Source organism: uncultured Sphingomonas sp. (genome assembly GCF_946477935.1).
GTDB lineage: Bacteria > Pseudomonadota > Alphaproteobacteria > Sphingomonadales > Sphingomonadaceae > Sphingomonas.
Genome location: NZ_CAMLAC010000032.1, coordinates 1 through 24,768, shown reverse-complemented (window position 1 = coordinate 24,768; position 24,768 = coordinate 1). Strand labels below are relative to the sequence as shown.

At 67.3% G+C, this 24,768-nt stretch carries 22 protein-coding genes and 1 pseudogene; 9 read left to right on the top strand and 14 right to left on the bottom strand.

Annotation, left to right across the window (positions count from 1 at the left end; genetic code table 11):
* Positions 1 to 132: 132 nt before the first annotated feature.
* The 8 genes from Q0U08_RS05710 to Q0U08_RS05675 form a co-directional block, all read right to left on the bottom strand.
* Positions 133 to 2,457, bottom strand: coding sequence for a hypothetical protein (locus Q0U08_RS05710; RefSeq protein ID WP_298090283.1), 2,325 nt, complete (start codon positions 2,455 to 2,457; stop codon positions 133 to 135).
* Positions 2,458 to 2,514: 57 nt separating this feature from the next.
* Positions 2,515 to 3,927, bottom strand: a complete 1,413-nt coding sequence (locus tag Q0U08_RS05705) for an amino acid permease (RefSeq protein ID WP_298090281.1) — start codon at positions 3,925 to 3,927, stop codon at positions 2,515 to 2,517.
* 51 nt (positions 3,928 to 3,978) lie between these two features.
* Positions 3,979 to 4,626 (bottom strand): GntR family transcriptional regulator, encoded by a 648-nt coding sequence (locus Q0U08_RS05700; protein WP_298090280.1) that lies wholly within the window; start codon positions 4,624 to 4,626, stop codon positions 3,979 to 3,981.
* A 94-nt stretch (positions 4,627 to 4,720) separates the two neighbouring features.
* On the bottom strand, positions 4,721 to 5,422 hold the full coding sequence (locus Q0U08_RS05695) for an NTP transferase domain-containing protein (protein WP_298090278.1): 702 nt from the start codon (positions 5,420 to 5,422) through the stop codon (positions 4,721 to 4,723).
* A gap of 5 nt (positions 5,423 to 5,427) precedes the next feature.
* Positions 5,428 to 6,519, bottom strand: coding sequence for an inositol-3-phosphate synthase (locus Q0U08_RS05690; protein WP_298090277.1), 1,092 nt, complete (start codon positions 6,517 to 6,519; stop codon positions 5,428 to 5,430).
* Positions 6,516 to 7,388: a CDP-alcohol phosphatidyltransferase family protein gene (locus tag Q0U08_RS05685; RefSeq protein ID WP_298090276.1), complete on the bottom strand. Its 873-nt coding sequence runs from the start codon at positions 7,386 to 7,388 to the stop codon at positions 6,516 to 6,518. The genes Q0U08_RS05690 and Q0U08_RS05685 overlap by 4 nt, the downstream gene beginning before the upstream one ends.
* Before the next feature lie 53 nt (positions 7,389 to 7,441).
* Positions 7,442 to 9,496 carry an NAD(+) synthase gene (locus Q0U08_RS05680; protein ID WP_298090275.1) on the bottom strand — a complete coding sequence of 685 codons (2,055 nt, stop codon included), beginning with the start codon at positions 9,494 to 9,496 and terminating at the stop codon, positions 7,442 to 7,444.
* Between the two features lie 181 nt (positions 9,497 to 9,677).
* Entirely contained in the window at positions 9,678 to 9,947 is a 270-nt protein-coding gene (locus Q0U08_RS05675) for a hypothetical protein (protein WP_298090273.1), read from the bottom strand.
* A gap of 129 nt (positions 9,948 to 10,076) precedes the next feature.
* On the opposite strand from Q0U08_RS05675, the gene Q0U08_RS05670 reads away from it, so the two are divergent.
* The 6 genes from Q0U08_RS05670 to Q0U08_RS05645 all read left to right on the top strand — a co-directional run bounded on the left by Q0U08_RS05670 (position 10,077) and on the right by Q0U08_RS05645 (position 15,428).
* The gene (locus Q0U08_RS05670) at positions 10,077 to 10,421 is read left to right on the top strand and encodes an ArsC family reductase (RefSeq protein WP_298090272.1); all 345 of its coding nucleotides are present in this window, start codon (positions 10,077 to 10,079) and stop codon (positions 10,419 to 10,421) included.
* Positions 10,422 to 10,461: 40 nt separating this feature from the next.
* Positions 10,462 to 11,322 carry a 3-methyl-2-oxobutanoate hydroxymethyltransferase gene (panB, locus tag Q0U08_RS05665; RefSeq protein WP_298090271.1) on the top strand — a complete coding sequence of 287 codons (861 nt, stop codon included), beginning with the start codon at positions 10,462 to 10,464 and terminating at the stop codon, positions 11,320 to 11,322.
* A 133-nt stretch (positions 11,323 to 11,455) separates the two neighbouring features.
* Positions 11,456 to 12,124, top strand: coding sequence for a tetratricopeptide repeat protein (locus tag Q0U08_RS05660; protein WP_298090270.1), 669 nt, complete (start codon positions 11,456 to 11,458; stop codon positions 12,122 to 12,124).
* Positions 12,121 to 13,443 (top strand): PQQ-binding-like beta-propeller repeat protein, encoded by a 1,323-nt coding sequence (locus Q0U08_RS05655; RefSeq protein ID WP_298090269.1) that lies wholly within the window; start codon positions 12,121 to 12,123, stop codon positions 13,441 to 13,443. Before Q0U08_RS05660 ends, Q0U08_RS05655 begins: the two co-directional genes overlap by 4 nt.
* A gap of 76 nt (positions 13,444 to 13,519) precedes the next feature.
* Complete coding sequence (gene der / locus Q0U08_RS05650; protein ID WP_298090267.1) at positions 13,520 to 14,890, top strand: ribosome biogenesis GTPase Der; 1,371 nt, start codon at positions 13,520 to 13,522, stop codon at positions 14,888 to 14,890.
* 115 nt (positions 14,891 to 15,005) lie between these two features.
* Positions 15,006 to 15,428, top strand: a complete 423-nt coding sequence (locus tag Q0U08_RS05645) for an Hpt domain-containing protein (protein ID WP_298090266.1) — start codon at positions 15,006 to 15,008, stop codon at positions 15,426 to 15,428.
* On the opposite strand, the gene Q0U08_RS05640 is transcribed toward Q0U08_RS05645, so the two are convergent.
* Positions 15,418 to 16,641, bottom strand: coding sequence for a DUF418 domain-containing protein (locus Q0U08_RS05640; RefSeq protein WP_298090265.1), 1,224 nt, complete (start codon positions 16,639 to 16,641; stop codon positions 15,418 to 15,420). The two genes, Q0U08_RS05645 and Q0U08_RS05640, sit on opposite strands and share 11 nt — an antisense overlap.
* A 78-nt stretch (positions 16,642 to 16,719) precedes the next feature.
* On the opposite strand from Q0U08_RS05640, the gene nhaA reads away from it, so the two are divergent.
* Complete coding sequence (gene nhaA / locus Q0U08_RS05635) at positions 16,720 to 18,099, top strand: Na+/H+ antiporter NhaA (protein ID WP_298090264.1); 1,380 nt, start codon at positions 16,720 to 16,722, stop codon at positions 18,097 to 18,099.
* An 18-nt stretch (positions 18,100 to 18,117) separates the two neighbouring features.
* On the opposite strand, the gene purL is transcribed toward nhaA, so the two are convergent.
* The gene (purL, locus tag Q0U08_RS05630; protein WP_298090262.1) at positions 18,118 to 20,346 is read right to left on the bottom strand and encodes a phosphoribosylformylglycinamidine synthase subunit PurL; all 2,229 of its coding nucleotides are present in this window, start codon (positions 20,344 to 20,346) and stop codon (positions 18,118 to 18,120) included.
* A 254-nt stretch (positions 20,347 to 20,600) separates the two neighbouring features.
* On the opposite strand from purL, the gene glsA reads away from it, so the two are divergent.
* Positions 20,601 to 21,524, top strand: coding sequence for a glutaminase A (glsA, locus tag Q0U08_RS05625; protein WP_298090261.1), 924 nt, complete (start codon positions 20,601 to 20,603; stop codon positions 21,522 to 21,524).
* A gap of 34 nt (positions 21,525 to 21,558) precedes the next feature.
* Here the strand turns inward: glsA and map are convergent, their stop codons facing one another.
* On the bottom strand, positions 21,559 to 22,386 hold the full coding sequence (gene map, locus Q0U08_RS05620) for a type I methionyl aminopeptidase (RefSeq protein ID WP_298090260.1): 828 nt from the start codon (positions 22,384 to 22,386) through the stop codon (positions 21,559 to 21,561).
* Between the two features lie 52 nt (positions 22,387 to 22,438).
* Between map and Q0U08_RS05615 the strand changes: the two genes are divergently transcribed.
* Entirely contained in the window at positions 22,439 to 23,197 is a 759-nt protein-coding gene (locus tag Q0U08_RS05615) for a molybdopterin-binding protein (protein WP_298090259.1), read from the top strand.
* 145 nt (positions 23,198 to 23,342) lie between these two features.
* On the opposite strand, the gene Q0U08_RS05610 is transcribed toward Q0U08_RS05615, so the two are convergent.
* The 3 genes and pseudogenes from Q0U08_RS05610 to Q0U08_RS05600 form a co-directional block, all read right to left on the bottom strand.
* Complete coding sequence (locus tag Q0U08_RS05610; RefSeq protein ID WP_298090258.1) at positions 23,343 to 23,711, bottom strand: DUF4440 domain-containing protein; 369 nt, start codon at positions 23,709 to 23,711, stop codon at positions 23,343 to 23,345.
* Between the two features lie 75 nt (positions 23,712 to 23,786).
* Complete coding sequence (gene lexA, locus Q0U08_RS05605) at positions 23,787 to 24,470, bottom strand: transcriptional repressor LexA (protein WP_298090257.1); 684 nt, start codon at positions 24,468 to 24,470, stop codon at positions 23,787 to 23,789.
* 56 nt (positions 24,471 to 24,526) lie between these two features.
* Positions 24,527 to 24,768: pseudogene (locus Q0U08_RS05600) on the bottom strand (molybdopterin molybdenumtransferase MoeA); the annotation flags it as partial.

Here is a 24,768-nt window from a genome sequence, read left to right as displayed (position 1 = left end):
GGATGAGGGACCCGTCGAGGGCGTGGTTCAGGTACGCGGCGCGGGGCAGGATCGGATACGCGATGCCGCAGGCGATTGGGACCGGGTTGATCAGGGGTCTGATGAAAGCTTTCCCGCCAGCGATCCGCCGGCCTATTGAGGAGTGCTTTCGCCTATTGTTGCAGTCACCTCTGGCGCGTCCGACAAGCGGAGTACGGGGGAGGGAATGGTCAACCGGGTGCCGGTAAAACCCTCTGGCACCACCAGCGCGCCTGCCGACTGGATCAGGAACAGGCGGGTCCCCGTGATCGCGTACCCGTCCGCCGTGCGGGCGACGCGGCTGATGTCAGGCAGGCGGACGAGGGCGGTGAGGGGTTGCCACGGGCTGGGTGTTCCGGCCTGTATCACACGATAACGTAGCGGGCCGTAGATGGACGGGCCGAACACGCGGGCAGGCGCCAGTGTAGCGACCAGCGTATGTGCGTTTTGGAGCATCACATCGGCTCCGGGCACCAGAGTCGTAACAGCGGTGCCATCGGCATTAGCAACCTCGATCGTCTCGCGGCCGTCGAAACGGTCCGCGCGCAGTGAAAAGGTGAGCGTTGCGTCGTGGGGGAGAGCAGTCTCATCCGTCAGGGTCAGAAGCGACGGCGCGCGGGTCACGGTGCGCGCGATCACCTCCGGCCGGAGGCGTGGTGCGGCGACCGTGGCCGTGGTGGCGAGTACCCGACCGTCTTTCAACATCACCTTGGCGGGAGCGGTCTGACCCTGTGCCAAGGAGACGGGTGCCGGCGTGGCGAGGATGAGATGATCGCGACCGTCGCGACGCGTGAGCGTAACAGGCGTGAGGGCAAGGTCGCCCACGGTGACCCGCGCAACCGCATCCAGCCGTGCGCCGCTGAGTTCACCTTCGGTGTCACCGGGACGCAGGATGAGCGTGTCGATCGCGCTCGCCTCGTTGAACAGGGTGAGCGGCAGGCTGGCGGGCGTGGCTTGCCCGGTGGTGTTGACGAGCAGCGTTGCTGCGCCGGGGCGGGCCGCTTCGAGAGGGAGCTTGACCGTCAGATCGCCGGCCGCGCTCACCGACCAGGTGACGGGTTCGACGCGACCCGAGGGGTGGCGAAGCGATACGCCCTCCACACAGGTCGCAGCCCCCCCGGAAAGCGTGACGGCATCGACGCGACCGACAACGGCAGAGCCGCCACCCGCGGGCCAGCTCCAGCCGGTCGGCGTCTGCAGCCGGAAGGCGGGACCGTCAAAGGGGGTGAAGCCCCAGCGACCGTGCAGAACGCCCTGTGTCATGGGGGGAAGAGTGGCAAGGTCGAGGCCGCTGGTGTCGATGCGGTAGCCGCCGGCCTCCGCATCGGCACGGGCAGGCAGGTCGATGGTCGTGCCGTCGCGCCGTTTCAGACGCAAAGCCATATTGTGGGCGAACGGCGTGGCATAGACGAGGGGGGCGCCCTCCACCGGCAGTGTCAGCCCCGGCGCGGCGATGCACAGGGGATCGGGTCGGGCAGCGCGCAGGGGCGGGATCTGCGGGACATCGACCATCGGCAGCGCGGTGACGAGCACCGAATAGGGCGAATGAAAGGACGGGGCGGCGTTGAGCAGCAGGCCGATCACGTCGTCGCGGATGAGGCCGAGCGCGGGGATATATTGATATTGCGCGGTCTGAAACGCCCCCAGGATGCGGACAACATCACGGACCACCGCGATATAGGGGCTGTAATAGCCAAGGCCCCCTTGTGGCGTCGCGGCGATCTGCATGGCGAGATCGGCAGGGGTGCCGGCCAGCGCCTCGGTGATCGTTGCGCTGTGACCATCGGACAGGACCAGGGAGTCGCGGTTCTGCGTCAGGCAGGCGGCCTGGAGATCGACCTGACGCTGGAGGCAATCCGTGTTGAGCTTGATCGCCAGGCTACGTGCGAGGAGCGGCGGTGCTGCCTCGAAACGGGCCGGATCGCCGGGATCGAGGCGGCGGATGGCGCCCAGAAAGCTGTCCAGGCGCGTACGGTCGAGCGCGGCCTGGTTGAGATCCTGCGCGGCGCGAACGAACGCGCCGGGGCGGCCGCGTACGGCATCGACCAGCGTCTTGAAGTCGCCACCGGTCTGGGGGGCCAGAAACAGGATGATCTGGCGCGCGCCGGCGGGCACGGTGATGCTGAGGCCGTCACGCCCCTTCTTCGTCCAGGTTTCCGCCTGGAAGAACCAGTCCTTGGGCGGCGGATTGGTCGCGCCACGAAGGAAGGCGGCGACGAGCAGATAATGGGCGGACTGATCGGCGGGCAGTTCCGCCTTGATCGATAGCCGGTCACCCGCAGACAGGTTCGGTACGCGCGAAATCGGCAGCGTCTGCCCCGCGTGCGTGACCTGGATACGCAGCGACGGACCGGTGAGATCGAACGGCGCGGTCTGCGCCGCCGCAGGGGCGGCAATGGCGCAGACCAGCACGAGCAGGGCGGCAATCAGGCACTTCATCAGGGCGGCACGTCCTTCCGTTTCCGGCGACATACCCCCTATCATGCCGCCGGCCCCTTATTCCTTCGTAATTCGGGCCAAGCTGTGGCGGCGACCATAAGCGAAGTAGAAGGCGAGCCCCAGTGCGTTCCACAGGACGAAGCGGGCGATGGTGGAAGCGGGCAGGCTGAAGAACAGGTAGAGGCAGCCGAGGATGGCCAGCGAGCCGACGAGATAGGGCGCCGGGCAGCGGAACAGGCGCGGCAGATCGGGCGCGCGGCGGCGCATGATCATGAGGCAGGCGCCGACGGCGATAAAGGCGATGAGCGTGCCGGCGTTGGCGAGTTCGGCGATTTCGTCGAGGCGGAAGAAGCCCGCGACGGCGGCGATGGCGATGCCGGTGAGCAGGGTGATGGTGGTCGGCGCGCCGGTGCGCTTGCTGACGCGGGAGAGGGCGTGCGGGAGCAGGCCGTCGCGCGCCATGACGAAGAAGACGCGGCTTTGGCCGTACATCATGACGAGGATGACGGAGGGAAGCGCGATGATGGCGGCGAGCGCGATCAGGTAGGCGGCGGTGGGCTGGCCGAGCTGGCGGAGGACCAGGGCGAGCGGTTCGGGCGAATTGGCGAGCGTGGTGAAGGGCGTAGCGCCGACCGCGGCGACCGCGACCGCCATGTAGATCAGCGTGCAGACCGCCATCGATCCGACGATGCCGATCGTGAGATCACGGCCCGGGTTCTTGGCTTCCTCCGCCGAGGTCGCAACCGCATCGAAGCCGTAGAACGCGAAGAAGACGATCGCGGCGGCCGCCATGACGCCGCGCTTTTCCCCGGCGATCTCGGTCGCGGCAAACCCGTAAGGCATGAAGGGTTCGAGATTGTTGCCGTTGAAGGCAGGCAGCGCCATCGCGATGAAGATGGTGAGTGCGATCAGCTTGATGACCACCAGGATGATGTTGAGCGTTGCGCTTTCGCGCGTGCCCGCGATCAACATGCCCATGACGCCGAGCGCGACCAGCACCGCCGGCAGGTTGATGATGCCGCCGGCATGGGGGCCGGAGAGAAGGGCAGGGGGCAGGTGGATGCCCGCCGATTGTATCCAGCCGACCAGATAGCCCGACCAGCCGACCGCGACCGTCGAGCAGGCGAGCGAATATTCGAGGATCAGGCTCCATCCGACGACCCAGGCGATCACCTCGCCCATCGCGGTGTAGCTGAAGGTATAGGCGCTGCCCGCCGCCGGGATCAGCGTTGCCATTTCGGCATAGGCGAGCGCCGCGCAGGCGCAGACCGCTCCGGCGATCGCAAAGGCGAGAATGACGGCGGGGCCGGCGCGCTCCGCCCCGACACCGGTCAGCGTGTAGATGCCGGTGCCGACGATCGCGCCCACCCCGAGCGCGATCAGATGCGGCCAACTGAGCGTCTTGGCCAGTTGGTGACCGGCCATGCCGGCGCCCCCCTCCATGGCCTTGCGCGGTCCAAACACCCCCATGATATCCCCTTTGTTCTTATGACGTCGTCGTTCGGCGTTATTATGTCGTCATCAGTCGGCGGCGAGTTGCGCGCGCAGATCGGTCAGCGTGCCGTTCAGATGGCCGGTGAGCAGATGCGCGGTGCGATCGGCGTCGCGGGCGAGCCAGGCCTCCAATATGTCGTGATGTTCGCGGTGCGCGCGGTCGTCGCGGCCCGCGGGCTCCAGATGGGTGATGACATAGCGTTCGGCCAGCACCTGAAGCCGTTCAACCAACTGCATGGTCAGCGGGCGGCCGAGCGGGGCCACGAGCGCGATGTGGAAGGCACGGTTGCAGACGGCAACGTCGTGCAGCGCCTCATGCGCGGCCACGTCGAGATCGGCAAAGGCCTCGCGGGCGGCCTGCCGGCCATCCTCGGTCGCGAGCAGGCAGGCGCGGGCGGCGGCCTCCGGCTCCAGCGCAAGACGCAACTCGTAAATCTCCTCGGCCTCGGTCGCGCTCATCGGGCGGACGAAGAAGCCGCGATTGGCCTGGCTGGTGAGCAGCCCTTCCTGTTCGAGACGGGCCAGGGCTTCGCGCAAGGGGATCTTGCTGACCCCTAGTTCGGTGGCGAGAGCGTCCTGGCGGATCGGGTGATCGCGGGGCAGCGCGCCGCTGATGATGCGCTCGCGGACGATCGCGAAAATCTGTTCGGACAGGGTGCGGACGATGAGGCTCATGCGGCTCCTGCATGCGCGAAGAAAGCGTGGCGCCCGACGTTTTCGGCCACCTACGGTATACTATTCAGGAAAAGCGGTCTGATTACAATCGCGATCACGCAGCCAGTGCGCGCCACTGCTCCGCTTTGGACAGGGCAGGCGCGTCATCGACGTCAATCCAGTCCAAGTCGCTGCAATCGACCACAAAGGCGCGGTCCTCGCCCGCAAGCAGGCGAACGCCGTCGGTCAGCGAGGGATGACCAAGGCTGCCAAGTGCGGCGAAGAGCGCCGGGCCGATCGCGAAGACGCCGGTGTCATAGGCATCGTGCGGTTCCAGCCCCTTGCCGATCGCGACGATGCGGTCTCCCCGCGTCGCCACGGCGGTAACGTCGAGCGGGTCGACCCAGTCGTGGCCGAGCCGCCGGTCGATGCCCAGCGTCAGCCCCCCTTGCGCGCCGATGGTGGCGAGGCGGCGGTACAGCGCAGGCTCGACGAGATGGTCACACATGGCGAGCAGCGCCTCCTCGCCGCGCAGCAAAGGGGCTGCGGCCAGCGCGGAGACGCCATTGGGCTCACGATGATCGGTGTGCACCGTTTCCACGCGTAAAGGCTGCGACCGGGCGGCAAGGTGCCGCTCGATCGTGTCGCCGCCATAGCCCAGCACCACGATCGCCCGCGTCAGCCCCGCCGCCGCCAGCCCAGACAGGGCATGGTCGACCAGCGGCAGGCCCGCCACGGGGCATAGCGGCTTGAACGGGGCGGCCGGCCGGAGCCGGCTGCCTTCGCCGGCCGCCAGGATGATCGCGGTGCGGATCATCGCGTTCAGGCGGCTGCGATGAACGCTTCGACTTCCTGCTTGGCCAGGTCGTCAGTGATCTGCTTGCGCGGATGCTTGCAGAAATAGGCGGAGGCAGGGTCGACAACGCCGGCCAGGCCACGATCCCTGGCGATCTTAGCGCAACGGATCATGTCGATCGCGACGCCGGCCGAGTTGGGCGAGTCCTCAACCGAGAGGCGCAGTTCCAGGTTCATCGGCACGCCGCCGAAGAGCTGGCCCTCCATGCGCAGGAAGCAGACCTTGTTGTCGTTCTGCCACGGCACATAATCGGACGGGCCGATATGGACGTTGTCGTCGTCCAGACGCTCGGCGGCGACCGACTGCACCGCCTCGGTCTTGGAGATCTTCTTGGATTCAAGGCGGCGGTGGTTCGACATGTTCAGGAAGTCGGTGTTGCCGCCGGTGTTGAGCTGGTAGGTGCGGTCCAGCTTCACGCCGCGCTTGGCGAACAGGTCGGTCAGCACGCGGTGGACGATGGTGGCGCCGAGCTGCGCCTTGATGTCGTCGCCGATGATCGGCACGCCGGCATCCTCGAAACGCTTCGCCCAGACGGGGTTGGACGCGATGAACACGGGGATGTTGTTGACGAAGGCGACACCGGCCTCCAGCGCGCATTCGGCGTAGAATTCGGTCGCCTGCTGCGAACCCACCGGCAGGTAGTTCATCAGCACGTCCGCGCCGCTCGCCTTCAGGTCGGCGATCACGTCTTCCTTGCTGGGCTGCGTATCATTGGCGACGATGAAGGTGCGCTCGTCCTTGTAGTCGGCCATGTGGTCGGCGACGCCGTCCATCACCGCACCCATCTTCACGATCGTACCGGTGGCGGGCACATTTGCGGCGAAGACGGCGGTGCAGTTGGGCTTGGCGAAGATCGCCTCCGCCACGTCCTTGCCGACCTTGCGCGCATCGACGTCCCACGCCGCGACGACCTTGATGTCGCTGGGACGATAGCCGCCGACCTCATAATGCATGAGGCCGATCATGTCGTTGGCGCCTTCGCGATAATGCTCCAGCCCCTGCACCAGCGAGCTCGCGCAGTTGCCGATGCCGACGACGGCGATCCGGATGCTGTTCATGACTGTTTCTGTTCCTTTACGATAAACGAAGAGGCCGGTCGGCCTGCGGTGGCGCCCTGGGCGGCCAGCGCATGCTCGACCCGGCGATGCCAGGCGATACCGATCACGGCGACCGCCGTGAGGGGCACGATTTCGAACCACCAGAAAAGCCGCGGATCGGCGGCCAGCGTCGCCACGAAGATCGCGGCAACACGGACATTGGCGGTGAGAAGGGATAACAGCCGCATCGGCGGCACGGCACGCGCGGCATAGGTGCGGCCGAGCGCCGCAGGGTCGGTCGCCGATGTCAGCGTCCGCTCGAACGGCATGGCGATGCGGTCCAGGCTGCCCGCGACATGGTCGTAGAGGCGGACGAGCGGCCCGCCGGTCGGGTGGGGAAGGGCGGTGAGCCCGACCCCGCGCGCGCGGCGATGGAAGCGGGTGCGTTCGCCTTCGTACAGGCTGGACTGTACCGCGTGCGCCGCGCCGGCGGTGACGGCCAGTACCCAGCCCTCGCCCGTGCCCAGCGAGGCGGCGAGCGCGACATAGAGGAGGGTGAAGACGCCGTGGTCGCACAGCCCGTCCAGGAAGCGGCCAAAGGCGCTCGACGTGCGCGTGGCGCGGGCGACCATGCCGTCCAGCCCGTCCGCGATCAGCCAGCCGACCGACAGCACCAGGCCGAGGATCGCGAAAGCCGGCCGCTCATACTGGGCGTAGGCGAGCGCGGCGGCGGTGCCCAGGCACAGGCCGGCGATCGACACGCTGTTCGCCGACACACCCGCCCGCAGCGCGAACGGCAGGAGCCGCCGCCCCGCGGGATGGATTATCCAAAGGTTCGATGGGTCCTCGATCCGGCGATCGCGCGATCCATCCGGTGGAGGCACTGTCATAGGCCGGTCATAATGCGCCTATGAGGCCGATTTGGCAATATTGTGTGCGGCGTTCAGGGCATGTTTGCGACGAGTTCCTGCAGCCAGGGTTCGGCGACGCCGTCGGAGGGTGCGCGCCAGTCGCCGCGCGGGGACAGCGCGCCGCCGGCGGAGACCTTGGGGCCGTTGGGGAGGGCGGAGCGTTTGAACTGGCTGGTGCGGAAGAAGCGGACGAGGAAGCGCTCCAGCCAGTGGCGGATGGTGGCGAGGTCGTAGGCGACGCGGGCGTCGGCGGGGAAGTCCGCGGGCCAGCGTCCCGCCTCCGCGTCGCGCCAGGCGTGCCAGGCGAGAAACGCGATCTTGGACGGGGCCAGCCCGTGGCGGATGATGTAGTGCGCGAAGAAATCGTTGAGCGCGTAGGGGCCGATCATCGATTCGGTGGATTGCAGCGCGCCGCTCTCATCGGCCGGGACCAGTTCGGGCGAAATCTCCTGCGCCAGGATTTCGGTGAGCACCTGATCGGTTTCGGCGTCATACTGGCCGGTGCGGATGCACCAGCGGATCAGGAACTGGATGAGCGTCTTGGGCACGCCGGCATTGACGGCATAGTGGCTCATCTGGTCGCCGACACCATAGGTACACCAGCCGAGCGCCAGTTCGGACAGGTCACCGGTGCCCAGAACAAGCCCGCCGCGCTGGTTGGCGAGGCGGAACAGATAATCGGTGCGCAGGCCCGCCTGGACGTTCTCGAACGTCACGTCATAGACCGGCTCCCCTTGCGCAAAGGGGTGGCCCATATCGGCAAGCATCTGGCGCGCGGCGGGACGGATATCGATCTCGTCCGCGGTGATGCCCAGCGCGCGCATCAGGCTCCATGCCTTGGCTTTGGTGCCCTCGCCGGTCGCAAAGCCGGGCATGGTGAAGCCGAGGATCGCGGAGCGCGGCTTTTCCAGCCGGTCCATCGCCTTGGCCGCGACGATCAGCGCGTGCGTCGAGTCGAGCCCGCCCGACACGCCCATGACCAGCGTTTCGGCGCGGGCGGCGGACAGGCGCTTGACCAGCGCCTCGACCTGGATGTTGAACGCCTCGTAGCAGTCCGCGTCGCGCTTGTCGGGATCGTTGGGGACGAAGGGGAAGCGGCGGACGGCGCGCACCAGCCCCATGTCGGCACGGTGCGGCCGATGGTCGAAGCCGATGCGGCGGAAGCGGGTTTCCGGATGCCCCGCCTCGCGTGCGGCGTCGTTGAAGGTGCCGAAGCGCAGGCGTTCCTGCGCGATCCGCTCGACATCGATATCGGCGGTGGTGAGAGTGGGGGCGTGGACGAAACGCTGCGACGAGGCGAGCATTTCGCCAAGCTCGTAGATCATGCCCTGACCGTCCCAGGCGAGGTCGGTGGTGCTCTCACCAATGCCGGCGGCCGAATAGACATAGGCGCACACCGCGCGGGCGGACTGTGCCGCGGAAAGCAGCGCGCGCTCGCGGGCCTTGCCGATGACGATGTTGGACGCGGACAGGTTGGCGCAGATGAGCGCGCCGGCCAGCGCGCCGGCGGTGGAGGGCGGGTTCGGCGCCCAGTAATCCTCGCAGATTTCGGCATGGACGATGAAACCGGGGAGATCGGTCGCGGCGAACAGCAGGTCGGTGCCGAACGGGATATCGGCCCCGATATCGCCCAGATCGATGGTCAGGCCGGTCAGCCCCGCCCCGCTGGCGAACCAGCGTTTCTCGTAATATTCGCGGTAGTTGGGCAGGAAGGTCTTGGGGATCACACCCAGAATGCGTCCGCGGCTGATCGCGACCGCGCAATTGTAGAGGCGGCCGTTGCGGGGGAGGGCGGCGCCCATGAGGAGGAGGGGGGCGAGATCGGCGCTGCCCGCCACCACCTGCGCCAGTGCGGCGAGCGTCGCGCGGTGCTGTGCGCTTTGCAGGTGGAGGTCGTCGATCGCGTAGGAGGTGAGGTTGAGTTCGGGATAGACGACGAGATCGACCCCTTCCGCGTCTGCCTGCCGGGCGAGCAGCAGCGCGGCATCCGCATTGGCGCGCGGATCGCCGGCGGTGGCGACCGGCGTGGCGGCGGCGACGCGGACCATGCCGTGCCGGTGGATCGCGTAGAAGGGGTGGGCGGTCATCGGTATTATCCACGAATGGTACGGGAAGGATATGGCGCCAGGAGCTTGGACGGCGAGGCGTTATGACACGCGCGCGCCGCGCGCCAGCCATCGTCCCGCAACGGAAAAGGGCGTCCAAGTCGCCTTGAACGCCCCTCCAGTCCGATTTGCGCTTGGGAGCAACTCGGTCTGTCCGCTGAAATCAGATGCCGTTCGACAGATTGGTGTCGGGATCGTTGTTGCGCATGTCGGCCGCACGGTTGTCGCCCATCTCGCGAACCGCATCGGCCTGGTTCTCAAGGCGATCCTCGCCGGCCTCGGTGGTGGCGTTGTCCGCCGCCTCTTCGAGATTGTCGGCCAGCGCCTCGGCATTCGCCTCGATATTCTCGGCGGCCTGTTCACGCGGGGTGGAGTTGCACGCAGCGAGCGAGACGAGGCCGGCAGCGACGCCGAGAACGATCATTTTCTTCATTATGGTTCACCCCATTTGTGGAACGACTGATACGAGTCAGAGGGGGATAATCGTCGGCCAATTTCTTTGTTCCCGAAACGACCCGATGCGGGGCTACAGAGTGCGGTGAATGCAAGGCATGGAGTGACGATGACGCAGCTTTACGGGATCAAGGCCTGTGACACGATGAAGAAGGCGAGGGCCTGGCTGGACGCGGCGGGCGTCGCCTATGACTTCCATGATTACAAGGCGGTCGGCATCGACGCGGCCCGCCTGCGCGGCTGGGTCGACCGGCTGGGGTGGGAGACGGTGCTGAACCGGGCGGGCACGACGTTCCGCAAGCTGCCCGAGGCGGCGCGGCAGGATCTGGACGCGGACAAGGCGGTGGCGCTGATGGTGGCGCAACCCTCCATGATCAAGCGACCGATGCTGGTACACGGCGATGTGCTGGAGGCCGGGTTCAAGCCGGAGCGTTACGCCGCGATCTTCGGCTGACCGGGTGGAGGTGGCGGGCGCGGCGCGCTAAGCGGTGGCGATGTCCACGACCTATACCCTCGACACCGCGACGAGTCGCGCCACCCCGACGCCCGTGCCGATGAAGCGGATGACGGTGCCCGCGATCATCCGGCGCAAGGGCGGCGAGCCGCTGGTGATGCTGACCGCCTATACCGCACGAACCGCGCAGTTGCTGGACCCGCATTGCGACATGCTGCTGGTCGGCGACAGTCTGGCGCAGGTGATCTACGGCCTGCCATCGACCGTGCCGGTGACGCTGGACATGATGGTGGCGCACGGCGCGGCGGTGGTGCGGGGCAGCTATCATGCGCTGGTGGTCATCGATATGCCGTTCGGGAGCTATGAGGCGAGTCCGGAGCAGGCCTTTGCCAGTGCGGCGCGGCTGTTGAAGGAGACGGGTGCGGCAGCGGTGAAGCTGGAGGGGGGCGAGGCGATGGCGCCGACGGTCCGCTTCCTGGTGGAGCGCGGGGTGCCGGTGATGGGGCATGTCGGGCTGACGCCGCAGGCGGTGAACGTCCTGGGCGGATATGGTGCGCGCGGGCGGACGCCGGAGGAAGCCGCCAAGATCGTCGCGGATGCGCGGGCGGTGGCGGAGGCAGGGGCGTTCGCCGTGGTGATCGAGGGGGTGGTGGAGCCGATCGCGGTGGCGATCACGCAAGCGGTGACGTGCCCGACGATCGGCATCGGTGCCTCTGCCCGGTGCGACGGGCAGGTGCTGGTGGTGGACGACATGCTGGGGATGTTCGAGCGCACTGCGCGCTTCGTGAAGCGGTATGACGATCTGGGCGTGCGGATCTCGGCCGCGGCGGAAGCCTATGCGGGCGAGGTCCGGTCGCGTGCCTTTCCCGGCGCGGAACAGCTTTACGCGCCCAAGGACTGACGCACGCCACGAACGCCGCAGGATCGATACGCTTCCGTTTGAGCGCGGGCGCGGCTAAAGGTCGCGGCTTCATCGATCCGTTTCTTCTCTGGAGCCCGTCTTGGCCCTAACGCCCCAATCCCAAGAAGCCTTCATGCGTGAGGTGGACGACGAGCTGCGTCGCGATCAGATGACCAGCTTCTGGACGCGCTGGGGCCTGTGGGTGATCGGCGCGATCGTGGTCGGTCTGGCGTTGTTCGGCGCCTATCTGTTCTGGCAGCACCGCCAGCGCGAGGCGGCGGGTGCCGAGGGCGAGCAGCTGCAGGCTGCCTATGACGCGCTGGCCGCAGCCGATGTGAAGGGCGCCAGTGCCAAGCTGGCACCGCTCGCCACCTCCGACCGCGACGGATATCGCGCGCTTGCGCAGTTCACCCAGGCCGACATCCTGCTGCAGAAGGACGACCTGAAGGGTGCGGCGGCCAAGTTCGCCGCGGTCGCCGCCGATGCTTCGCTGGCCCAGCCGTTTCGCGACCTGGCGCTGATCCGCCAGACGGCGGCGGAATATGACACGCTGAAGCCGCAGGTGGTGGTGGAGCGGCTGCGCGCGATCGCGGTGCCCGGCAACCCCTATTTCGGCAGCGCGGGCGAGATGGTGGCGGTGGCCCATCTGCGCATGAACCGCCGTGACCAGGCAGGCCGCATGTTCGGGCAGATCGCCCAGGACAAGGACGTTCCCGACACGCTGCGGCAACGTGCGGTTCAGATGGCCGGTGTATTGGGCGTGGACGCCGTTACCCGTAACGAGGACACCAAGACGCAATGACGAAGCAGTTCCGGACGCCCGTGATGCTGGCGGCGCTCATGGCCTTGAGTGCATGCGGCATCTTCAAGGGTGCGCCGAAGAAGACGCCCACGGTGGGCAATCGCGTGCCGATCCTGGCATCCGAATCCGGGGCTGAGGCCGATCGCACGATCGCCGACGTACAGGTGACGTTGCCCGCACCCGTGGCCAACGATGCCTGGGCGCAGCCGGGTGGCAATGCGGCCAAGTCGATGGGGCAACTGGCGCTGGGCGAGCAGCCGGCGCGGCTGTGGGAAGCGACCATCAACGGCGGATCGGTGCGCGAGCCGCTGGCCGCGGCGCCGGTGGTGGCGGACGGCAAGCTGTTCGTGGTGGACGTGGAAGCCGTGCTGCACGCCTTTGCCGCGGACACGGGCGCCCCCCTCTGGACCGCCAAGCTGACCGAGGGCGATGCCAATCGTCCGGCGCGGTTCGGCGGCGGCGCCAGCTTTGACGACGGCCGGGTCTATGCGACCGATGGCCTGGGTGACGTGGTGGCGGTGAACGCCGCGGATGGTGCGATCCAGTGGCGGGCAAAGCCCGGCGGTCCCTTGCGCGGTGCGCCGACGGTGGCCAATGGCGTCGTTTACGTGCTGTCGCAGGACAACCAGTTGTTCGCGATCAGCCAGGCCGACGGCAAGGTGCAATGGGCGCAGCAGGGCACGCTGGAGACGCAGGGCGTGTTCGGCGTGGCGGCTCCGGCAGCAAGCCAGGGTTCGGTGGTGGTCGGCTTCTCCAGCGGCGAACTGAACGCCTATCGTTACGAGAATGGCCGCGTGCTTTGGCAGGATGCCCTGTCGCGCACCACCATCTCGACCTCGGTGTCCAGCCTGTCGGATATCGACGCGGCGCCGGTGATCGACGAAGGCCGCGTCTACGCGGTGGGGCAGGGCGGGCGCATGGTCGCGCTGGAGCTGTCCACCGGTCAGCGGCTGTGGGAGCAGAATTTCGCGGGCATCGAGACGCCGTGGATCGCTGGCGAGTGGCTGTTCATGGTCACTGACGATGCCCGGCTGGTCGCGCTGTCGCGGGCCAGCGGCAAGGTGCGCTGGATCTCGCAACTGCCGCGCTTCCGCAACGAAAAGAAGAAGTCGGGTGCGATCACCTGGTTCGGTCCGGTGCTGGCGGGCAACTGCCTGATCCTGACCAATAGCGAGGGCGAGATCGTCTACGCCAATCCCGGCGATGGCGCGGTGCAGACGACGATCGAGGCGAAGACGCAGTTCACGCTGCCGCCGATCGTCGCCAATTCGACGCTCTATACGCTGGATGTGAAGGGGCATATCGTCGCCTATCGGTGACGGCCGCCCTTTCATTATGTTTTGAGGGCGAAAGCGCGGGCGTGACGAAACGCTCGCGCTTCGCTAACGCGCTGGCATGGCTAAACTCCCCGTGGTCGCGATCGTCGGCCGCCCCAATGTCGGCAAGTCGACGCTGTTCAACCGTCTGGTCGGCAAGAAGCTGGCACTGGTCGATGACCGTCCCGGCGTGACCCGCGATCGCCGCGAAGGCGATGCGCATCTGCTCGGCCTGGATTTCCGCATCATCGATACGGCGGGTTACGAGGACGAGGATCCCAACACACTGCCCGGCCGGATGCGGCGGCAGACCGAGGCGGCGGTGGCGGATGCCGATGTCGCGCTGTTCGTGGTCGATGGCCGCGCCGGCGTGGTGCCGCTGGACGAGGAGATCGCCCGCTGGCTGCGCGGATCGAACACGCCGATCGTGCTGACGGTGAACAAGGCGGAGGGCCGCGCGGCGGAACAGGGCGTGCTGGAGGCGCTGGCGCTGGGTTTCGGCGATCCGGTGCAACTCTCGGCCGAGCATGGCGAGGGTATCGGCGACCTGTTCGAGGCGCTGCTGCCCTATATCGACCGCGAAGAGGTGGACGAGCCCGAGGAGGATGACGAAAGCCCCGATGCCATCCTGAAGCTGGCGATCGTCGGGCGGCCGAACGCGGGCAAGTCGACGCTGGTCAACCGTTTTCTGGGACAGGACCGGCTGATCACCGGCCCGGAAGCCGGGATCACGCGCGATTCGATCGCGATCGACTGGACCTGGACCGACAGCAAGGGTGCTGAGCGGCAGGTGCGGCTGATCGACACCGCAGGCATGCGCAAGCGCGCCAAGGTGCAGGACAAGCTGGAAAAGCTGTCGGTAGCCGATGCGCTGCGCGCGGTGGATTTCGCCGAGGTGGTGGTGCTGCTGCTCGATGCAACGCTGGGGCTGGAGGCGCAGGATCTGCGCATTGCCGACCGGGTGCTGGAAGAGGGACGCGCGCTCGTCATCGCGATGAACAAGTGGGACGTGGCCGAGGGGCCGTCCTCGCTGTTCAACGGGGTGAAGAAGGCGCTGGAAGACGGGCTGAGCCAGGTGAAGGGCGTGCCGCTGCTGACGGTGTCGGCGGCGACCGGCAAGGGGCTGGATACGTTGTTGCAGGTGGCGTTCGAGACGCGTGCGGCCTGGTCGCGGCGCGTGGGCACCGGCGAGCTGAACCGCTGGTTCGAGCGCGCGATCGAGGCGAACCCGCCGCCCGCCCCCGGCGGCAAGCGGATCAAGATGCGCTACGTGACCCAGGTAAAGACGCGGCCGCCGAGCTTCGTGATCTTCGGCACGCGGGTCGATCAGTTGCCGGCGAGCTACGAGCGGTATCTGGTCAATTCGATGCGGCGCGACCTGGATTTCGGGGCCGTACCGATCCGCCTGACGCTGCGTGCGCCCAAAAACCCGTACGACAAGGATCGCTGAGCAGCATATCCTTCGCCGGACAGGGAATTTCCCGGCTGTCCGTTACCGACTGTTTACCCGATGATGCGATCAGGGTGTCCGATCTGGGCGCCGGGCGCGCGCGAAAGGGGCTGTTGTGTCGTTCGAGGGTAGCACGTTGGTGGACTGGCACGCCTATCAACAGGCGCGCGGGGAGCTGGGCGAGGGCTTTGTGCGGATCCTGGGCTATTTCCGGGAGGACGGGTACAAGTCCGTGTCCGCGATCGAGGGCGCGATGCGCAGTGCGAGCGCGGCGGCGATGGTGATCCCGGCGCACACGCTGAAGGGCGAGGCGCGGCAGTTCGGGGCGGAGCCGCTGGCGACGCTGGCGGAGACGATCGAGGGGATCGCGCGCGACAGTGTCGAGCAGCAGGATACGCCGGACGAGGCGCTGGAGCATGTCGCCCGGTTGCGCCGGGTATTCGAGGACACGCTGACGCTGCTGGAGCGCGAGGCCAGTCCGGTCGTGCCGCGCCGGCCGATGACGGGCGGCGGGTTCGGACGCCGGGTTACGCGCTGACCCGGCGCAGGGGTTGCCAACGCCCCCGCGCAGCGCTGCGCCACAGCCATTCGAAGGGGCCGTGATGAAAGCGGTCGCACCACGGTTTCGACCAGAGCAGCATCAGACCCCAGGCGGGCGGGACGAGCAGATAGAGCTGTGCCCGTGACAAGGCGCCGAACAGGGACAGGCCGTTGAAGATGGCGACCATCAGCAGGCTGGTGCCGAGATAGTTGGAAAAGGCGGTGCGGCCGACCGCGGCGAGGCGAAGGGTGAGCGGTCCGCCGGGGCGCAAGGCCAGCATCAGCAATGCGGCATAGCCGATAAAGCCCAGCGTGCGCAGCGGCTCTGCCAGAACCATGGCGTTGAGATAGACCCATTGCATCGCAAAGCCGTGGCGCAACGTGACCATGCCGAGCATCGCATAGGCGGGAAGTGCCACGCCGAGGCAGAACAGCGCCCAGCGGCGATAGCGGGCGCGGTGCCATGCCCCGCAAAGAAAGCCGCTGCGATAGCCGGCCATGCCGAGCAGCATGGCGCTGAGCGTTTCGGGGGCAAGTACCGGCAGCACGGTCAGCGGGTCCGCGGCATGGTGCCAGCGCCACGCGATCGCATCGATCCATGACCCACGCATCGCGGCGATCTGGCCCAGCATGTCGGCGCGCGGCGGCACGCCGAAACCGATGGCGAAGCTGTTCCAGATGGCGATCGCATATGGGCTGTCCTGCGCCGCGCTGTCGAACAGGATGACGGCACCCAAGGCGCTGGATATCGTGGCATAGGCCAGCAGCAGCAGCGCGGCGGCGATCAGCCAGCGAACCGACAGCCATGCGAACAGGAAGGCGATGGCACCGACCAGGGCGTAATGCGCCAGGATATCGCCCAGCCAGACGAGGTAGAGATGCGCGCAGCCGATCACGAAGAGCGTCGCCATGCGGCGGTAGTGGGTGGCGGCGGCGTTGTCTCCGTGGCGCTCGGCTGCGTCGGTGACGATCAGGATCGAGGCACCGAACAGGAAGGAGAACAGGCCGCGCATCTTGCCCTCGATGAAAACGAAGGTGATGAACCAGGCGAAAAGATCGGCAGGCGCGGTGCCGCCCCAGGCCAGCGGCGCGAAATAGGCGGCCTCCGGCAGACCGAAGGCGGCCAGGTTGGCGACCAGTATGCCCATGACGGCGACGCCGCGGATCACATCCAGCGATAATAATCGATTGGTGGTGCTGGGATCCGGCATCGCACCTTCATGGCAGAGCGGCGCATGCAACTCTATGCCCGTCCAAGGCATTCGGTTGCCATGGGATTGTCTCCTCGCATGACCGGGCGCACCACCGCTCGGGCGCATCATTCACCGGCGGCGGCGGCGTTCCTGCACAAAGTGGGACCGTTCTTCGCCGGGCACGAGGTGACGGGCGGGCCGCTGGCGGTCGCGACGCTGATCGCGCTGATCTGCACCAACACCGCCTTTGCCGGTACGTTCGAGAATTTCTGGGACACCGATGTCACGCTGGCCTTTGGCGGGAGTGGCGTGTCGCATTCGCTGGCCGAGTGGATCGACCATGCGCTGCTGCCGCTGTTCTTTGTCATCATCGGGGCCGATGTGAAGCGCGAGATCGTCGGTGGTGCCCTGTCGCGGTGGCGCACGGCGGCGTTTCCGCTGGCCGGCGCGATCGGCGGCATGGTGGTGCCGGTGCTGCTGTTTCTGGCGATCACCCATGGCCGGCCGGAGGCGGTCGGCTGGGGCACGGTGGTGACGATGGACACCGCGTTCGGGCTGGCGCTGATCGCCCTGTTCTCCGACCGGCTGCCGGCCGGCGTCCGCGCGCTGATGCTCGCCTTTGCGGCGGTGGACGATGTCGGCGGGCTGCTGGTGATTGCCTTTGCCTATACCGAGGCGATCGACTGGCGCGGGCTGATCGTGGCGGCGGGGGCGCTGGCCGGGATCATCGGGTTGCGGCGGCTCGGCTGGGTCTCGTCGGTGCCGTATGTCGCGCTGGCGATGGTGTTGTGGGGTGGTGTGTTCGAATCGGGCGTGCATGCGACGATCGCGGGCGTGCTGATCGGGCTGACCGTGCCGGTGACGCCGCGGCTGGATCAGGCCAAGTTCGCCAGCCGCGTGCAGCGGCGCATCGACGAGTTCCAGAAGGCGCATCGTACCGCCGAGGAAAGCGACGATCAGGACGAGGCGATGGAGGCGCAACAAAAGGCCGAGGACCGGCTGGGCTATCTGCAGGAGATGACGAGCGCGACCAACGTGACCAGCGGCCGGGTGATCGAGACGCTGACGCCGTGGGTGACCTATGTCGTGCTGCCGCTGTTCGCGCTGTCCAATGTCCGCATCCATTTCTCCGCCGAGCTGCTGGGCGCGGCGACCTCGCCGTTGGTGCTGGGCATCGTGGCGGGGTTGGCGGTCGGCAAGCCGCTGGGCTTCATGAGCTTCACCTGGATCGCGTCGCTGCTGGGCTTTGCCGAGCGGCCGGACAAGGTGACGTGGCCGATGGTGGCGGCGATCGGCGCGCTGGCGGGAATCGGCTTCACCATCTCGCTGTTCATTGCCGGGCTGGCGTTCGGGGACGGCCAGATGCGGGAGACGGCCTCGCTGGGCGTGCTGATCGCCTCGCTGGTGTCGGCGGCGGTGGGGTACGCGGTGCTGCGCCGCGATGCGCGCAAGGTGGAGGAGACGGGGACGGCTTGAGCCGCCCCCGGTTCCGTATCAGGCCAAGGCGGCGTCTGCACCCATCAGCCTGGGGAAGAAGCCTTCGTGCGCGGCGCGCAGGTCGTCCAGCTTGACGACGAAGTCGCCGTCCTCACGCTCGAAGATCAGGCGGGTGCCGGCGGTGCGGCCGATGCGTTCGACCTCGACACCGGCGGCATGTGCGGCGGTGAGGAAGTCGAGCAGCGCGGCGTCGTCGATGGTCGCGACGTAGAGGCCCTGATCCTCGGCGAAGAGCTGGCGGCAGGCCTCGCCGCGCTCGGGCAACTGGATGAGCGCGCCGATGTTGCCGGCAAGCGCCATTTCGGCGAGCGTGACGGCGAGGCCGCCATCGGACACGTCATGGACGGCCGTCAGGTGGCCGGCGAGGATGCCGGTGCGGACCACGTCGCCCACCTTGCGCTCCTCGGCGAGATCGACTGTTGGGGGCGGACCGGCATCCTTGCCACCCAGGCCGTGGATCTCGCGCACCCAGAGCGACTGGCCGAGTTCACCCTTGGGGGTGCCGATCAGGACGATGACGTCGCCGCTGCCCTTGAATGCGATCGTCGCGGACTGTTCCCAGTTCTGGAGCAGACCGACGCCACCGATCGCGGGGGTGGGGAGGATCGCCGAGCCGCCGCCGGTCGCCTTCGATTCGTTGTAGAGCGAGACGTTGCCCGACACGATCGGGAAGTCGAGCGCGCGGCACGCCTGCGCCATGCCGTCGAGACAGCCGACGATCTGGCCCATGATCTCCGGCCGCTGCGGATTGGCGAAGTTGAGGCAGTTGGTGATGGCGAGCGGTGTCGCGCCGACTGCGGTCAGGTTGCGCCATGCCTCGGCCACGGCCTGCTTCCCGCCCTCGACTGGGTCGGCGAAGCAGTAGCGGGGCGTGCAGTCGGTGGTCATCGCGAGCGCCTTGCTCGTCTCGTGGACGCGCACCACTGCGGCGTCGCCACCGGGGCGCTGCACGGTGTTGGCGCCGACCATATGGTCATACTGCTCCCAGATCCAGCGGCGCGAGGCGATGTCGGGCGAACCCATCAGGGTCAGCAGGTCGGCCGCCGGGTCCTTGCAACTCGGCACGCCGGTCAGTTCGGGCAGCCTGGGGGTGGGGACGTGCGGGCGGTCATAGAGCGGCGCATCGTCGGCGAGCGGGGCGAGCGGGATGTCGCACACCACCTCGCCCTTGTGGCGCAGCACCATGTGACCGGTGTCGGTGACGTGGCCGATAACGGCGAAGTCGAGTTCCCACTTGCGGAAGATCGCCTCGGCGAAATCCTCGCGGCCGGGCTTCAGCACCATGAGCATGCGCTCCTGGCTTTCCGACAGCATCATCTCGTAGGCGGTCATGCCCTCTTCGCGCTGGGGCACGTCGTCCATGATGAGTTCGATGCCGACGCCACCCTTCGACGCCATCTCGACCGAGGACGAGGTGAGGCCGGCGGCGCCCATGTCCTGGATCGCGACGATCGCATCCGACGCCATCAGTTCCAGGCATGCCTCGATCAGCAGCTTTTCGGTGAAGGGATCGCCGACCTGCACGGTCGGGCGCTTGGCATCGGCATCCTCGCCGAAATCGGCCGAGGCCATGGTGGCGCCGTGAATGCCGTCGCGCCCGGTCTTCGACCCGACATAGACGATCGGATTGCCGATGCCGCTGGCGGCCGAATAGAAGATCTTGTCCGTATCCGCGACGCCCACCGTCATCGCGTTGACGAGGATATTGCCGTCATAGGCGGGGTGGAAGTTCACCTCTCCGCCGACCGTCGGCACGCCGACGCAGTTGCCATAGCCGCCGATGCCGTGGACGACGCCGGCGATCAGGTGGCGCATCTTGGGGTGGTCGGGACGGCCGAAGCGCAGCGCGTTGAGGTTCGCGACCGGCCGCGCGCCCATGGTGAACACGTCGCGCAGGATGCCGCCGACGCCCGTCGCCGCGCCCTGATAGGGCTCGATATAGGAGGGGTGGTTGTGGCTCTCCATCTTGAAGATCGCGGCCTGACCGTCACCGATATCGATCACGCCGGCATTCTCGCCGGGGCCGCAAATGACCTGCGGACCTTCGGTCGGCAGCTTCTTCAGGTGGATGCGGCTGGACTTGTAGCTGCAATGCTCGGACCACATGACCGAGAAGATGCCGAGTTCGACAAGGTTGGGCTCTCGGCCGAGCGCGTGGAGGACGCGCTCATATTCCTCGGGGGACAGGCCGTGTTCGGCGACGATCTCTGCAGTGATCTCAGTCATGGAGCGCGCCTTTAACGAGGCCGTGGCCGTTCGTCACCCCGGCGCGAGGTGCAGATTTCGCGGAAGTGGACACTACTGCCCCCGGGCGCGTGTCCACTTACTATTGTTGCAATCGCAACAGGAGGGAATTGGGCGGTTCGGGACATGGCGGGAGGATAGCCGAAGCCGGCCCTGTAGGACAGCGGGGGGGATGATTGTTGGACCCGGCAGGTCGCGTCGCTGGTTGAGAAGCATGGTCAGGCAGGAGACGATGATTGCGCGACGGGTTGAACGAGATGCTGCGCGAAGTTGCCGACGAGATCACGCGCGATGCCGCCGAGATCGAGGCGTCGGCGGATGCCAAGGACGAAAGTGCCGAGCCCGGCCCGTTCGGGGTGGCGATCGCGACGCTGGATGGCGCGGTGCTGACCGCCGGGGCGGCGGACACGCGCTTCCCGATCCAGAGCATCGCCAAGGTCTTCGCGTTGGAGCGCGCGCTGTGTGCGATCGAGGACCGGGTGTTCGAGCGGGTCGGGCGCGAGCCCTCGGGGGATCCGTTCAATTCGATCGTTGACCTGGAGCGAACGAAGGGATTGCCGCGCAACCCTTTCGTCAATGCCGGCGCGCTGGTGGTGGTGGACATGCTGGTCGACTGCGATGTCGAGCGGGCCGAGACGCTGGTCGCGCGGCAGCTTGGGGTGGATGCGGTACCGCTGGACGAGGAGGTGCTGGCGAGCGAGCAGGAGGGCGGCGACCTGAACCGCGCGATGATGAGTTTCATGCGGCATCACGGCAATCTGAAGTCGGAGCCGGATGACGTCATGGAGGCCTATGTCCGGCAATGCGCGATTTCACTGGACTGTGCGGGGCTGGCGCGGGCGGGACTGTTCCTGGCGCGTGACGCGCGGGTGCGGGATGACGAGGATGCCGATGGACAGGCGCAGCGGATGCGCAAGGTGCTCGCGCTGATGATGACGTGCGGGCATTATGACGGATCAGGCGACTTTGCGCTCCGCGTCGGTCTGCCGGCCAAGAGCGGGGTAGGCGGCGGCATCCTGGCGATCGTGCCGGATACTGCGGCGATTGCGGTGTGGTCCCGCAATCTCGACCAGCATGGCAACAGCATCCTGGGCGTACGCGCGCTGGAGATGATCGCCCGGCGGACCGGGTGGTCGGTGTTCGGGCGGGGGTTTGATTAGAGGGTAAGTCCCTCTCCCCGTGGGGAGAGGGTTATTACAGGTAGGGCGGCATGGTGTGACCGGCGGGAGAAAGGGTGAAGATCTCGCATCCTTCCTCCGTGATGCCGATCGAATGTTCGAACTGGGCGGACAGCGAGCGGTCGCGCGTCACCGCGGTCCAGCCGTCGTCGAGCAGCTTCACGTCGGGACGGCCGATGTTGATCATCGGTTCGATGGTGAAGATCATGCCGGGGCGCAGTTCCGGGCCGGTGCCGGGGCGGCCGACATGGACGACCTCGGGCGCGTCGTGGAAGAGCTGGCCGAGGCCATGGCCGCAGAAATCGCGGACCACGCCGTAGCGGTGGCGTTCGGCATGGCGCTGGATGGCGTGGGCGACATCGCCCATGTGGTTGCCGGGCTTCGCCTGCTCGATGCCGAGCATCAGGCATTCATAGGTGATCTCGACCAGGCGGCGCGCCTTTAGCGGCACGTCGCCGATCAGGTACATGCGGCTGGTGTCGCCATGCCAGCCATCGACGATCGGCGTGACGTCGACATTGACGATGTCACCCGATTTCAGCGGCTTTTCCGACGGGATGCCGTGGCAGACGACATGGTTGATCGAGATGCAGGTGGAGTGGGTATAGCCGCGATAGCCGAGCGTCGCGGGGTATCCGCCGTTTGCGGTGACGAAGTCGTAGATCAGCCGGTCGATCTCCGCGGTCGTCACGCCGGGGACCATGTGCGGCACCAGCATGTCGAGCGTTTCGGCGGCCAGCCGCCCTGCCTTGTGCATGCCGGCAAAGGCGGCCGGGCCGTGGAGCTTGATCGCGCCGGTGCGGCCTTCGGGCGCATCGGGGGAGACGGTCACATAGTCGGTCATGGCGCGCGATATAGCGTGGCGGCGCCGCTTTTGCGAGGCTATGGCAAGGGCCATGACCCAAGAACGCATCTGGACGGCGGCACTGGTCGTCATCGGCGACGAGATCCTGTCGGGCCGTACGCAGGACCGCAACGTTTCGCAGATCGCGACCTGGCTGAACGTGCAGGGCATCCGGCTGGCCGAAGTGCGGGTGGTGAGCGACCGGACCGACGCGATCGTGGAGGCGGTGAATACGCTGCGCATGCGCAACGATTACCTGTTCACCACCGGCGGGATCGGGCCGACGCATGACGACATCACCGTCGATGCGATCGCCGAGGCATTGGGGGTGGATGTGGTGCATCATCCGCAAGCGATGGCGGTGCTGGAGGCCTATTACGAAACACGCGGCGGGCTGACCGAGGCACGGGCGCGGATGGCGCGGGTGCCGGACGGCGCGACGCTGATCGAGAACCGCGTGTCCGGGGCGCCCGGAATCCACGTGGAGAATATCTTCATCATGGCGGGCGTGCCGCACATCACGGCGGGCATGCTGGACCGGCTGACGGGAACGCTGGAAGGCGGCCGGCCGGTGGTGTCGGGCACGATCGGTTGCTGGGTGGCGGAAAGCGAGGTCGCCGACCTGCTGCGCGGCGCCGAAAAGGCCCATGAGGGCGTGTCGATCGGCAGCTATCCCTTCTTCCGCGAAGGGCGGACGGGCGCCAATTTCGTGGTGCGCAGCCCGGATGCGGCGCTGGTCGACCGGTGTCTGGCGGATCTGACCACGGCGCTGGAGGCCGAGGGGCGGATGGTCATCGCCGGGGGGATCTGAAGCGTCGTGCGTTAAACCTGCGTCATCACATCCGTTCGGCCTGAGCGAAGTCGAAGGCCAAGCGCTGGGGCTGTGCTTCGACTCCGCTCAGCACGAACGGGTCATGTTAAAGGCTCGATGCTCTAACCCCCCACGGCCACGACGCTTATTGCTCCACGCTGGCGGCGAGCGGGGGTGTCTGCTGATGCTGGATCACGCGCCACTCTTCATGTGCGAGGCGGCGGTAGGTGCTGGTGCAGTGGGCCTCGTAAGGCTGTTCGTCTTCACGCTCGGCGCGGACGTGATAGGCGATGACGATCAGTCCCTCCTGCGGGCGGGCGATCTGCTGGTCGGAAAAAGCGACCCTGGTCCAGCGCGGGGTCTTCGAGACGGTCTCGACCGCCTGTTCGCCGGTGACGACATAGGGCGGCTGCGGGACGACCATCAGGCACTCGTCGTCAATCGACTCGGCGTAATGTTCATGGTCGGCAGTCCAGAGGCTTTCCTCGAAGCTCCATACGCGGTTGTCTTCCATGGCCTTCTCTCCTGATGGCGTTCCGGCCAACAGCGCCCGGGGGCGGCGGATCGTTCCCACCCCCGGCGATGGCCATCAGTCGTAGCGGCGGAGAAGGCCGGACAGCTTGCCCTGCACGCGCACCTGCGCAGGCGCATAACGTTGCGGGTCATAGGAGCGGTTGGCGGGATCGAGCCGCACCATCGCGCCTTCGCGGCGGAAATATTTGAGCGTCGCCTCGCTGTCGTCGATCAGCGCGACCACGATCTCCCCGTCGCGCGCGGTCTCGGTACGGCGGATCAGCGCATAGTCCCCGTCAAGAATCCCGGCCTCGACCATCGAATCGCCCGACACCTCCAGCGCATAATGCTCGCCAGAGCCGAGCAGCGCGGCCGGAACCGCCAGCGTCGAGGACCCTTCGAACGCCTCGATCGGCAGGCCGGCGGCGATGCGGCCGTGCAGCGGGATTTCCAGCACGTCGTTGGCCGCGGTCAGGCCGGCGGGGGCGGATGTGGCGGTGCCGGAGGGCGTGGCAGGTGCCGCAGGAGCCTTGGGCTCCACCGGACGCTCCGGCATGCGCAGCACTTCCAGCGCGCGGGCACGGTTGGGCAGCCGGCGGATGAAATCCCGTTCCTCCAGGGCGGAGATCAGGCGGTGGACACCGGACTTCGACTTGAGGTCCAGCGCGTCCTTCATCTCCTCGAACGACGGGGACACACCCGTCTCCGTCAACCGATCATTGATGAAGCAGATCAGCTCGTGCTGCTTGCGCGTGAGCATCGCGGAACCTCCGTCCAGAACAGACGTGGAACTTATAAGGAACGTTCCGGCTTGCGTCAAGCGAGGGGCAGGATTTCCGCCGAGTCGCCTGCACTCGCCGGGGGGGCATGCGGCTCGCGCACGATCAGGCAGGTGGAACGGGCGAGGGTCAGGAGCATCGAACTGTCCTGGATGGTGGAGGCGTAGGCGCGGCCGTCGCGCAGTTCGGCGCGCAGATAGTCGGTGCGGGGGCCGTTGGCGGGGAGGTGTTCGCCGAGAAGGGTGAGGGCGGTGCGGGGCAAAGGGTCGGCGGCACCGG